The organism is Porphyrobacter sp. LM 6 (genome assembly GCF_001720465.1).
Classification (GTDB): Bacteria; Pseudomonadota; Alphaproteobacteria; order Sphingomonadales; family Sphingomonadaceae; genus Erythrobacter.
Map to the genome: position 1 here is coordinate 644,796 of NZ_CP017113.1, position 12,039 is coordinate 656,834.

The following is a 12,039-nucleotide window of genomic DNA, read 5'->3' on the forward strand; positions in this document are numbered from 1 at the left end:
GTCCGATACAGCGCAGGCGGGCGGCGCGCAATTGCCTTTGCCGCCGCGCTTGCCTAGGGCTGGGGCCATGTCCGCCGAGCCCGCGATCCGCATCGAGAATCTGGTCAAACGCTACGCCCCGGCCAAGGGCGCGAACGGCACTGTGACCGAAGGCAAGCTGGCGCTCGGCGGGGTCAGTTTCGATGTACCGCAGGGTTCGATCTTCGGACTGCTCGGCCCCAACGGTGCGGGCAAATCGACGCTGATCAACATTCTTGCCGGGCTGGTGAACAAGACCAGCGGCACGGTCGATATCTGGGGCTTCGATATCGACAAGCACCGCCGCAATGCCAGCCGTTCGATCGGCATCGTGCCGCAGGAAATCGTGTTCGACCCGTTCTTCACGCCGTTCGAGGTGCTGGAAAACCAGGGCGGTTTCTACGGCATCCCTGCGGCTCTTCGCCGGAGCGAGGAACTGCTCGCGGCGGTCCGCCTCGCCGATAAGCGCAACGCCTATGCCCGCACGCTGTCAGGCGGCATGAAGCGGCGGCTGCTGGTGGCCAAGGCGATGGTCCATTCGCCGCCGATCCTCGTGCTCGACGAACCCACCGCCGGTGTCGATGTCGACCTCAGGCGCCAGCTGTGGGAGCTGGTGAGCGAGCTCAACCGCGAGGGCGTGACGGTGGTGCTGACCACCCACTATCTCGAAGAGGCCGAAGAGCTGTGCGATCGCATCGCGATCATCAACCACGGCCGACTGATCGCCAACAAACCCACGCGCGAGCTGGTCGACATGGCGCGCGAAAAGATCGTCGCGGTGACCGCCGCCGCTGATCTCGTCGCTGCGCCCGCACATGATGCCTTCGTGCGGGTGGAGTGGGACGGCGCGCGCGGAGTGCAGGTCACCTACGACAAGGACCGCTTAAGCGCCGGGCAGGTGCTCGCCATCCTGCAAGAGCAGGGCCTCACCATCGAGGATGTCACCACGCGCGAAGCCGATCTGGAAGACGTGTTCGTCCAGCTGACCGCCGGCAGCCCCGGACAGGATTGATCAGCCCAGCGCGTTGGTGCGCGCAGCCTTCGCAAGCCTGCGCCACTTGTGCCTCCCAATCCGCCTGATCGGTCGTCTGCAATGGCGGCAATGGGCGACGTAAGTCGTCCCGTCCCAATTCGCGCGCCTCCGGTAAGGGACGTGGCGGTTGAACAGGCAGACGATTTTCGCAAGCGCCCCGATCACGCGGCACGCCTCCGGCAATGCAGGCTGAGCATAAGGTGCGACCCTCCTCAGATGCGTGGCCTACTCCCCCGAGCAGGCTAACTATCTCTTTAGATATCACTATGTTGTCGCTCACGATAGGGGAAATTGCATAGGCCTGCCGATGCCCTGAATCCGCAGCATCGCTCTTGCCGAGCGGCGGTTTGCGCGCCAAGGCTGCACACATGGCGAAGGAACACCCGGTGCAACCCCTTACGGACATGCCGGCGCATGATGTGCTGGTGATCGGCTCGGGCGCGGCCGGGCTGACAGCGGCGCTGGCACTGGCCGAGGAGCGGCGGGTGCTGGTGCTGGCCAAGGGCTCGCTCACCGGCGGATCGACCGCTTGGGCACAGGGCGGGATCGCCGCGGTGCTCGATGCGGGCGACACCTTCGATGATCACATCCGCGACACGATGATCGCTGGTGCTGGCCTGAATGACCGCGACACGGTGGAGTTCGTGATCGAACGCGCACCCGCCTCGATCGACCGGCTGTGCGAGCTGGGCGTGCCGTTCAACCGCGAAAGCGGCGACTTGCACCTCACCCGCGAGGGCGGGCATTCGCACCGCCGCATCGTCCATGTCGATGATGCGACCGGCTGGGCGGTGCAGGAAGCACTGCTGCGCGCGGCGGACGCGCATCCCAACATCACCCTGCTGCCCGGACGCACCTGCATCGACCTCATCACCGATCGCCACCGCGAGCAGTTCTCCGCGGCGGGCCGGGTGTGGGGCGTCTATGCGCTCGACGAGGCAACCGGGCGGGTCGAACGCCATGTCGCTCACGCCACCATCCTTGCCACCGGCGGGGCAGGGCGCGTGTACCAGTTTTCCACCGCCCCGCGCGGCGCGACGGGTGACGGGATCGCGATGGCATGGCGGGCAGGCGCGCGCGTCTCCAACATGGAGATGATGCAGTTCCACCCGACCTGCCTCTACAATCTCGACGTCAAGAACTTCCTCATCACCGAGGCCGTGCGCGGCGAGGGCGGGCATCTGCTCCACCCCGAAACGGGCCGCCGCTTCATGGTCGATTACGACCCCGAGCGGATGGAGCTCGCCCCGCGCGATGTCGTGGCGCGCGCGATCGATGACCAGATCAAGCGGTTCGGCCTCGATTTCGTGCACCTGGATATCAGCCACCAGCCCGCCGACTTCGTGAAGGGTCATTTCCCGACGATCTACGAAAAGCTCTTGGGCCTCGGGATCGACATGACGAAGCAGCCGATCCCGGTCGTCCCCGCGCAGCACTACACCTGCGGCGGGGTGGTGGTGGGCCTTGACGCGCGCACCGATGTGCCGGGCCTGTGGGCGGCGGGCGAGTGCACCGAAAGCGGCCTCCACGGCGCGAACCGTCTGGCGTCGAACTCCCTGCTCGAATGTTTCGTCTTCGGCGAGGCCGCGGCGCAGGACATCCTCGCGCGCTGGGACACGCTGGAAGCGCCCCCTGCGATCCTGCCGTGGGACGAAAGCCGCGTGACCGATTCCGACGAGGAAGTCGTGATCAAGCAGAACTGGACCGAAATCCGCCGCTTCATGTGGAACTACGTCGGCATCGTCCGCACCACCAAGCGGCTGGAACGCGCCGCCAGCCGTATCGAACTGCTGAAGCGCGAGGTCGAGGACTACTACGGCGCCTTCCGCGTGACGACCGATCTGATCGAGCTCAGAAACCTGCTCCAGTCCGCCGAACTGATCGTGAAGTCCGCGCTCCAGCGCAAGGAGAGCCGCGGGCTGCACTACACGCTCGATTATCCGGCGCTGGCGGCCGAGGCGAAGGATACGGTGCTGGTGCCTTAGTCCGAACTGGCGAGCATCGTTACGAACAGCGGGCGCAGTTCGGCATAGGTCGAAAGGTATGAATCGTTGTCGCAGTGCCGCGAGGCACGACAGGCGAAAAACAGCTCGTTCCGCAGATCATCGAGTGTCTCACGCTTCCTCGCATTGGCGGCAGCGGCACAGGCTTCGAAGGAACCGAATGCCTCGTAGCCGTTGAAGGTCATGCCGAACTCGAAAATCGCGGCGGCATCACCGAGTGGTGGCAAGATTAGGCGGCGGTTCATGTTCAGGAGCATAGCGCGCCGCAATCAAAGGCGAAACAGTCGGAAAGGCTCCCCTATGCACAAGATCGTCGGCTTTCTGTCTGCGGCGTCACTGATCACCGCCCCCCTCACCGCTCAAGACTCCGCCCCTTCCGAATCCGAAAATTCCATCGTCGTCACCGCCCAGCGTTCGGGCGCGCCGATGTGGACGATCGAGACGCCCACCGGCACCATCATACTCGTCGGCGAGATCCGGGCGATCCCCAAGACCACCCCGTGGCAGCCCGAGCGGCTCGAGGACGCTACCAAGGCCGCCGACCGCGTCATCCTCGGCGCGCGGCCCAAGATTTCGCCGGGCGATATCTTCCGACTGATGTTCTCCGGCTCCAAGTTCACCAAGCTGCCCGATGACACCGTGGCGAGCGATTACCTCGATGCGGCCCAATGGGCACGGCTCGAAGCGTTGGGGCGCGCGCATGAGGAGGACTATTCCCGCCAGTCGTTCCTGCTCACCTCCTTCGAGATGTTGCGCAAGGAACTGCGCTTCAACCGCGACACCGCGCGCGATGCATCGGACGTGGTCAAGGACGCTGCCGAGAAGGCCGATGTGCCGATCACCCGCGCCGCCACGCTGCGGGGCGAGGACATCATCGACAACCTCGCCGATGCGCCTCCGGCGGCGCATATCCCCTGCCTCACCGCCGCGATGGACGCGGTGGAGGCCGGCCCCGGAACTGTCGAAAAGCGCGCCAAGGATTGGCGGCGCTATGACATTCCCGGCGTGATGGCGAACCCGCTGGAAAGCGCGCTCGGCCAGTGCTGGCCCTGGGCGGACGAGACTTTGGGCAGCGAGCTCCGCACGATCTGGGTCGAGCGGATCGCCGAAGCGAGCACCGCCAAGGGCATTACGCTTGCGGTTGTGCCCTTGCGGGTGTTGGCAGAAAGCGGCGGGGTGCTTGACCAATTGGACGCGCGCGGCTTCGATATCGCCGGACCTGCGTGGAAGTAACCCGCGCGGGCCGGAAAAGAGGATTCCCCGCGCCCATGCCTACCGTCACCACGCCCAATACCGGTATCGAGATTTTCTACGAGGAGCACGGCGATCCGTCGCATGATGTGATCCTGCTGGTGATGGGCCTCGGCGCGCAGATGACGCTGTGGCCGGATGAACTGGTCGCCGCGCTCGCGGGCGAGGGCTTCCGCGTGATCCGCTACGACAACCGCGACATCGGCCTCAGCCAGAAGATGGAAGGCGCGCGCGCGCCGTGGCTCCCCGTCCAGATGCTGCGCAAGCGGATCGGCTTTCCGGCCAAGGTGCCCTACACCCTCAAGGACATGGCCGATGACGGGATCGGCCTGCTCGACGCGCTCGGTATCGAGCGCGCGCACGTGGTCGGCGCGTCGATGGGCGGGATGATCGTGCAGCTGATGGCGGTGCATCACGCTGAGCGCTTGCATTCGATGACCTCGATCATGTCGACCACCGGCAATCCCAAGCTGCCCCAGGCCGAAAAGCAGGCGATCGAGGCGCTGATCGCGCCCTTGAAGAGCATGGACGAGGACACGCTGATCGCCCACGGGATCAATATCATCCGTAATATCGGTAGCCCCGAAAGCGCCGAATTCCCGTTCGACGAACCGGCCCAGCGCGAGCGCGTGCTAAAGAACATCCGCCGCTCGGTTTACCCCGCAGGCCTGCCGCGCCAGCTCGCCGCGATCATCGACGATGGTTGCCGCCGCGCGCGCCTCGGCAAGGTGCGGGTGCCGAGCCTGGTGCTGCACGGCGAGGCCGATCCGCTGGTCAAGCTGGCCGGCGGCGAGGATACCGCGCGGCACATCCCCGGCGCGCGACTGGTGACCTTCCCCGGCTGGGGCCACGATCTCCCGCTCCCGCTGGTCCCGCGCCTCGCCAACGAAATCGTGAGCCACGCGCGGGGCGGATAGTGGCATCGCCACTTCCTGACTGAAAAACCCAAGTCGCTTGCAATTTCAGTAGAAAAAGCATTTAGTAATCATCATGGTCGTCGCACGATAAGGAAATTTGCATTTCCGGGATAAACCGGGCGTGCATTTTTTGGGGGACTTTCGATGATGCGATCAGTTTATTTGCTCTATGGCGTCATTGCCTACGGAATATTTTTCACGACATTTCTATACCTGATTGCTTTTGTCGGGAATTTCCCATTCGTTCCGCGAACAATTGACCGAGGGCTCGTTTCGGATCTTTTCCCGGCCCTTGCTATCAATCTCGTCCTGATTTCTGCCTTCGGGCTTCAGCATAGCGTCATGGCGCGCAAGAGCTTCAAGACGCTGTGGCCCCGGGTGGTGCCTGCCCCGATCGAGCGCAGCACCTATGTCGTGTTCACGAGCCTTGTGCTGATCGCGATGTATTGTCTGTGGCGGCCCATACCCGGCGATGTCTGGCGGGTTGAGAATGTCTGGTTGGCGGGCGCGCTTTGGGTCGTTTTCGCTGCTGGCTGGGGCATCGTCCTGCTCAGTACTTTCCTGCTCAACCATTTCGAACTGTTCGGTCTGCAGCAGGTCTATCTGCACGCCCGCAACCGCACTCCGGCTGATCCGCAGTTCCACCAGCCCTTGTTCTACAAGCTGGTCAGGCACCCGATCTATTCGGGCTTCTTCATCGCTTTCTGGGCAACCCCGCATATGACCTTCGGGCACCTGCTGTTTGCCTTGGGCATGTCGACCTACATGCTGATCGCGATCGGTTACGAAGAACGCGATCTGGTAGCGTTGTTCGGCCCGCAATACGAAGCCTATCGCGAAAATGTCGGGATGCTGGCACCACGCATGGGCAAGGGTGGGGGCCGCGCGGGCACCTGAATCCGTCTTGCTCCCACGATCGCATCACCGGGCCAGCAGCGCATCCACCTCCCGCGCAACCATTTCGAAGAAGTCGGTTGGAACTGGCCCGCCGATGCGCGGTTGTTCAGCCGGTTCGGTGTGGAGGATGTAACCGAGGTCGAGCCGTCCGTCGGCTTGCGGGGTGATCGCGGTGATATTGCCCTTGGCGATGTGTTCGGCCTTGTCGATCAGGCCATCGTGATCGGTATCGTAGACCCACGCGGTCACCCCGTCGTCCGGCAGGCCATCGTGGCCGAGATCGATGGCTTCGAACACCCGCACATCGAACTTCCCGTCGCCATCGGTGTCGAGGGCGTAGTGATGCCAGAGGATCGCTTCCATCCGGGCATCGAACAGCAGGCCGCCGTAGACGACGACGCAGTCCGTTTGCCCATTGCCATCGAGGTCGAAGAAGGCTCCGAACTCCTGCGTCTGATCGGAACCATCAGGCGGGAGGTACGCGAAGAAATCCGCTTTGCCATCGCTGTCGCGGTCTTCGACCTGAAGCAGGGGGTATTGCGTGAAGGTTGAAGATTGGCCCTGCCTGAAGGGAGCCGTCGACTTGGGTTTGAGCCAGTTCCGCCGGAACACCTCACGCACGGCAAGGAAGGTCTCCCAGCGGCGCGCATCCGCATAGGGGCTGACCTTCGCCAGCCTGCGCGCCTCGGGCGTGGTCGGCTTGTTTGGGGCCGCGCGTGCGAGCGCTTGCGCGTCGGGTAACTCACCCGACATCACCGCACCGCCAGTGCCCAGAACGAGCACAAGGGACAGCCAGACCATGCGTGTAGCTGCGAGCATGTGCCGTGTCTGGCCCTTGCAGGCCGCCGCCGCCTTGATCCCGATCAAGGACGGATAGGCGCGATGACCCTAGATGCAGGAACATGGGGAACGGTCGCCTCGCTGGTGCCGGTCCTCTGCCCGGATACGGCCTGTCTCTGATCGTGGAGAAAGGCGCCGCGCAATCGGGCCCGCAAGGCGGGAGGACAGGCAATGAAGGTTGAACACGGCACGCTGGTTATGGTGGCGGATGGAGCCAAGCTGCTTCTGCTGCGCAACGAGGGAGACACAAAGTACCCCGTCCTCCAAACCGTCATGCACGAACGGCAGGGCAACCCCGCCGCGCACGAGCAGGGGACGGATGCGCCGGGCCGCAGCTTTGCCAGCACCGGCGAAGCGCGCAGCAGCTACGAGGAAACCGACTGGCACCGGCAGGCGGAAGACGCTTTCGCACGCCATGCGGCGGCGGTTCTTGAACGGTCTGCCGCCAGCCACCCAGAGGCGGGGATCGTGGTCATCGCCGCGCCGCGCACGCTAGGCGAGATGCGGCGGCACTATGGCCGCGCCACCAAAGCGAGGCTGCTTGCGGAAATCGCCAAGGACCTGGCCGATCATCCCACCGATGACATGATCGCCGCGCTGGCCGCGCATGGCGAGCCCTGATCGCAGCACCATCAGCCGATTCTGTCGCTGCGCCTTTGCGGTCGGGGGTTTGGGCATCTGTTCCGCAGGCCTCTCTTCAGCCGATCCGCGCAACAATCATGCTGTCCGGCATGCAAAAGATTCACGGGTGGATTCGAATGATTCAATCACCATATTTTTCTTCACAGATTCAATTTGGGGCTTGCGAGGCTCGCGACTCAAGCTTTGTCCACGCGTCGCGGGCCTGATGCCGGGGTGCAGAGCCCCTCGAATGGTTATTTAGGCATTAATCGCCCGTTGACGTGATTCACCGGCTGATTCATCATCTAGTGGTTCGGCGCAAATCGGACCCCCAAGCCTTGGTGAATCTCCCGAAGCCCTGATCAGGGTGCAGGGGAGGAGATTCGCTCCGGCAGCCGGGTCACGAAGCGCGCCGCAAGGCGATCGGCAGAGGGCCGGCAGACCCGTTTTCGGGATCAGTCTGTTGGCAAGTCTGTGGAGCGTCCGGTATAGAACAGAATCGGAACATGGCTCTTTGTGTCATACACCGATTCGGGGGACAAAATGGGGCTTTCAGATGGATTTTAAGGCGAGCGACAACGTGCCGAATGATGTGGTGAATGATGGTGATGCGGGCACGATTGCCGGAGCGCCGGCGGGGGACGAAAAGGCAGTGGCAATGAACAAGACCGATGCCGGTTCGGAAGAACTGATCGCCGCCAAGGCAACCGAGGCGCTGGCCGGCGCGATGGTGGCCGCCGCCAAGGACGCCGCCAAGTCCGATAGCAAGAAGGTCAACGACCGCCGCTTCACGATCGTCACCGACGCATCGCGTGATGCGCGGCTGACCGATTTCGGCAAGGACACCCTGACCGACCGCTATCTGCTGCCGGGAGAGACCTATCAGGATCTCTTCGCCCGCGTGGCCGATGCCTATGCCGACGATCAGGATCACGCCCAGCGCCTGTATGGCTATATCTCGAACCTGTGGTTCATGCCGGCAACGCCCGTGCTGTCGAACGGCGGCACCAACCGCGGCCTGCCGATCTCGTGCTACCTCAACTCGGTCGAGGACAGCCTCGAAGGGATCGTCGGCACGTGGAATGAAAACGTATGGCTCGCCTCCAAGGGCGGCGGCATCGGCACCTACTGGGGCAATGTCCGCGGGATCGGTGAGCCGGTCGGCCTCAACGGCAAGACTTCGGGCATCATTCCCTTCGTCCGCGTGATGGATTCGCTGACTCTCGCGATTTCGCAGGGTTCGCTGCGCCGCGGTTCGGCCGCCTGCTATCTCGACATCAGCCACCCGGAAATCGAGGAGTTCCTCGAAATCCGCAAGCCCTCGGGCGACTTCAACCGCAAGGCGCTGAACCTGCATCACGGTGTGCTCGTCACCGACGAGTTCATGAACGCGGTGCGCGAAGGCGCCGAATTCACGCTGCGTAGCCCGCGTGACGGATCGGAGCGCGGCAAGGTCGATGCGCGCTCGCTGTTCCAGAAGCTGGTCGAAACCCGCCTCGCCACGGGCGAGCCCTACATCGTCTTCAACGACACCGTGAACCGCATGATGCCCAAGCATCACCGCGATCTCGGCCTCAAGGTCTCGACCTCGAACCTGTGCTCGGAAATCACCCTTCCGACCGGCATCGACCACCTCGGCAATGACCGCACGGCGGTGTGCTGCCTGTCCTCGCTCAACCTCGAAACCTGGGAAGAGTGGAAGGGCGACAAGCAGTTCATCGAGGACGTCATGCGCTTCCTCGACAACGTCCTGCAGGACTACATCGACCGCGCGCCGGACGAGATGGCCCGCGCCAAGTATTCGGCCTCGCGCGAGCGTTCGGTCGGTCTCGGGGTGATGGGCTTCCACTCCTACCTGCAGCAGAAGGGCGTGGCGTTCGAAAGCGCGATGGCCAAGGCGCTCAACCTGCAGATGTTCAAGCACATCCACGCCAAGGCTTCGGAAGCCTCGATGCTGCTCGCTCAGGAGCGCGGGCCGTGCCCCGATGCCGCCGACATGGGCGCGATGGAACGGTTCAGCTGCAAGATGGCGATCGCGCCGACCGCGTCGATCTCGATCATCTGCGGCGGCACCTCGGCGTGCATCGAGCCGATCCCGGCCAACATCTACACCCACAAGACGCTGTCGGGCAGCTTCATCGTGCGCAACCCGTACCTGGAAAAGCTGCTCGAGAAGAAGGCCAAGAACTCGACTAATGTCTGGAACTCGATCCTCGAGCGCGGCGGGTCGGTCCAGCACCTCGACTTCCTGACGCCGGAAGAAAAGGCGATCTACAAGACCAGCTTCGAGATCGACCAGCGCTGGCTGCTCGAATTCGCGGCCGACCGTACGCCGTTTATCGATCAGGCCCAGTCGCTGAACCTGTTCATCCCGGCCGATGTCGACAAGTGGGACCTGATGATGCTCCACTATCAGGCGTGGGAACGCGGCATCAAGTCGCTGTATTACCTGCGGTCGAAGTCCGTCCAGCGCGCCGGCTTTGTCGGCGGGGTGGAAGCGGACAACACCACCGAGGCCCCCAAGATCGAGCTCTCCGCCAGCGGCGAGCAGACCGATTACGAGGAATGCCTGAGCTGCCAGTAGGCGCTCGGGCTGGTCTGGGGCGCGTTCGGGGGGATGCGGGCACGGCGGACAGCGCGGGTCGGGATCACCGCAACCGGTTCATGCCGGACCGCGCGGGGGATGCAGGTCGATATCGAGCTGGCTGACCTGTCGGCCGGGGGCTGCCGGATCGAGGATCCACAGGCCCGGCTCCGGCTGGGCGAGATAGTCCGCCTCTTCATCGCCGGCACCGGGCCGCACATGGCCGAGGTCGCCTGGCGGCAGGGCGGCCGGGTCGGGTTGGAGTTCCAGCGCGATCTGCCCGAACGGGTGATCCGCAAGCTCGCTGCGGCCGACTGGGAAGGCGCCCGCCGCGCCATGGCCGAAGAGCGCAGCAGCGCTATTGTCGGGGTGCGGCGGATATTGTGATCAAGCGCCCGCGTCGGATGCACGGGCAGGAAAGGGGCGGAGTGATGGGACTGCCATTCTGGGCGGGCGTATTGGGAGCGGTGGTCAGCACCTACTTCCTCGTGCGTGCCGTGACCGAGCTCAAAAAGGGCCGCCCCGGCCATGCCCAGAACGCGGCGATGATCCACATCGTCATGTGCGCGCTGCTGCTGCCCGCCAGCCTCATCATCATCGCGTTCAATCTTTAATTCTGCGGGGCGCGAATCCTTCGCACCCCGGCCACCGTATCTGATATACTGATCGTCTTAGGAGACTCTGCCATGTCGCTGCTCGAAGCCCGCTCCACCTACAAGCCGTTCCAGTACCCCTGGGCCTATGACTTCTGGAAGCGCCAGCAGCAGATCCACTGGATGCCGGAAGAAGTGCCGCTGGGCGAGGATTGCCGCGACTGGGCGCAGAAGATCACCGATCACGAGCGCAACCTGCTCACCCAGATCTTCCGCTTCTTCACGCAGGCCGATGTCGAGGTGCAGAACTGCTACCACGAAAACTACGGCCGCGTGTTCAAGCCGACCGAGGTGAAGATGATGCTCGCCGCCTTCTCCAACATGGAGACGGTGCACATCGCGGCGTACTCGCACCTGCTCGACACCATCGGCATGCCCGAGACCGAATACAGCGCCTTCCTCGAATACGAGGAAATGAAGGACAAGCACGACTTCCTCGGCCAGTTCGGCGTCGATACCGATGAGGATATCGCCCGCACCCTCGCCGCGTTCGGCGGGTTCACCGAAGGGCTCCAGCTGTTCGCGTCCTTCGCGATGCTGATGAACTTCCCGCGCTTCAACAAGATGAAGGGCATGGGCCAGATCGTCAGCTGGTCGGTGCGCGATGAATCGCTGCACTGCGAAGGCATCATCAAGCTGTTCCACACCTTCTGCGAGGAACGCCAGTGCCTCACCAAGGCGGTGAAGGAAGACCTGATCGACATCTGCCAGAAGACCGTGCGTCTGGAAGACAACTTCATCGACCTCGCCTTCGAAATGGGCCCGGTCAACGGCATGAGCGCCAAGGAGATCAAGCGTTACATCCGCTACATCGCCGACTGGCGCCTGAAGCAGCTCGGCCTGCAGGAGATCTACATGATCGAGGAGCACCCGCTCCCCTGGCTCGCCCCGCTGCTCAACGGTGTGGAGCACGCCAACTTCTTCGAAACCCGCGCCACCGAATACTCGAAGGGCGCCACCCGCGGCGACTGGAACACCGTGTGGTCGTCGTTCGACAAGCGCCAGAAGGCGAAGGCTGTGAACGAGGACGACGGGGTTGAGGCCGAGGCCGGCCTGTTCGGGGCTGAGGCTGCGGAGTGATTGGAAAGCGGCGGGCTTGAATAGAAAGTCCGCCGATCCTTCTCCGGGACTACCAACCCGTTCGTCATCCCGGACTTGATCCGGGATCCCGCTGCTCTTCAAGGGCGCAAAAGGAAACTGGACCCCGGATCAAGTCCGGGGT

General features: G+C 63.7%; 12 protein-coding genes. 10 read left to right on the forward strand and 2 right to left on the reverse strand.

Going from position 1 to position 12,039, the window contains the following annotated elements; translation table 11 throughout:
* The first annotated feature begins 67 nt into the window (after positions 1-67).
* Together BG023_RS03205 and nadB are read left to right on the forward strand one after the other, a co-directional pair.
* Positions 68-1,030 (forward strand): ABC transporter ATP-binding protein, encoded by a 963-nt coding sequence (locus BG023_RS03205; protein WP_069309185.1) that lies wholly within the window; start codon positions 68-70, stop codon positions 1,028-1,030.
* A gap of 389 nt (positions 1,031-1,419) precedes the next feature.
* Positions 1,420-3,036: an L-aspartate oxidase gene (nadB, locus tag BG023_RS03210; RefSeq protein ID WP_069309186.1), complete on the forward strand. Its 1,617-nt coding sequence runs from the start codon at positions 1,420-1,422 to the stop codon at positions 3,034-3,036.
* On the opposite strand, the gene BG023_RS03215 is transcribed toward nadB, so the two are convergent.
* On the reverse strand, positions 3,033-3,299 hold the full coding sequence (locus BG023_RS03215) for a hypothetical protein (protein ID WP_199797150.1): 267 nt from the start codon (positions 3,297-3,299) through the stop codon (positions 3,033-3,035). The genes nadB and BG023_RS03215 overlap by 4 nt on opposite strands.
* A 55-nt stretch (positions 3,300-3,354) precedes the next feature.
* Here BG023_RS03215 and BG023_RS03220 point away from each other — a divergent pair, with 55 nt between their 5' ends.
* The 3 genes from BG023_RS03220 to mddA all read left to right on the forward strand — a co-directional run bounded on the left by BG023_RS03220 (position 3,355) and on the right by mddA (position 6,119).
* Positions 3,355-4,287, forward strand: coding sequence for a TraB/GumN family protein (locus BG023_RS03220; protein ID WP_069309188.1), 933 nt, complete (start codon positions 3,355-3,357; stop codon positions 4,285-4,287).
* Positions 4,288-4,322: 35 nt separating this feature from the next.
* Positions 4,323-5,222 (forward strand): alpha/beta fold hydrolase, encoded by a 900-nt coding sequence (locus tag BG023_RS03225; protein WP_069309189.1) that lies wholly within the window; start codon positions 4,323-4,325, stop codon positions 5,220-5,222.
* 147 nt (positions 5,223-5,369) lie between these two features.
* Positions 5,370-6,119, forward strand: a complete 750-nt coding sequence (gene mddA, locus BG023_RS03230; protein WP_069311089.1) for a methanethiol S-methyltransferase — start codon at positions 5,370-5,372, stop codon at positions 6,117-6,119.
* Positions 6,120-6,143: 24 nt separating this feature from the next.
* Here the strand turns inward: mddA and BG023_RS03235 are convergent, their stop codons facing one another.
* On the reverse strand, positions 6,144-6,986 hold the full coding sequence (locus BG023_RS03235) for an EF-hand domain-containing protein (RefSeq protein ID WP_069309190.1): 843 nt from the start codon (positions 6,984-6,986) through the stop codon (positions 6,144-6,146).
* A gap of 144 nt (positions 6,987-7,130) precedes the next feature.
* Here BG023_RS03235 and BG023_RS03240 point away from each other — a divergent pair, with 144 nt between their 5' ends.
* The 5 genes from BG023_RS03240 to BG023_RS03255 all read left to right on the forward strand — a co-directional run bounded on the left by BG023_RS03240 (position 7,131) and on the right by BG023_RS03255 (position 11,897).
* A complete protein-coding gene (locus tag BG023_RS03240; RefSeq protein ID WP_069309191.1) occupies positions 7,131-7,580 on the forward strand; it encodes a baeRF12 domain-containing protein in 450 nt (149 codons plus the stop codon).
* A 556-nt stretch (positions 7,581-8,136) separates the two neighbouring features.
* Positions 8,137-10,164, forward strand: coding sequence for a ribonucleoside-diphosphate reductase subunit alpha (locus tag BG023_RS03245; protein WP_069309192.1), 2,028 nt, complete (start codon positions 8,137-8,139; stop codon positions 10,162-10,164).
* Positions 10,165-10,197: 33 nt separating this feature from the next.
* Positions 10,198-10,551, forward strand: a complete 354-nt coding sequence (locus BG023_RS03250; protein WP_083234504.1) for a PilZ domain-containing protein — start codon at positions 10,198-10,200, stop codon at positions 10,549-10,551.
* A 44-nt stretch (positions 10,552-10,595) separates the two neighbouring features.
* Complete coding sequence (locus BG023_RS14655) at positions 10,596-10,778, forward strand: hypothetical protein (RefSeq protein ID WP_150122771.1); 183 nt, start codon at positions 10,596-10,598, stop codon at positions 10,776-10,778.
* A gap of 72 nt (positions 10,779-10,850) precedes the next feature.
* Complete coding sequence (locus BG023_RS03255) at positions 10,851-11,897, forward strand: ribonucleotide-diphosphate reductase subunit beta (protein WP_069309194.1); 1,047 nt, start codon at positions 10,851-10,853, stop codon at positions 11,895-11,897.
* Positions 11,898-12,039: the final 142 nt, after the last annotated feature.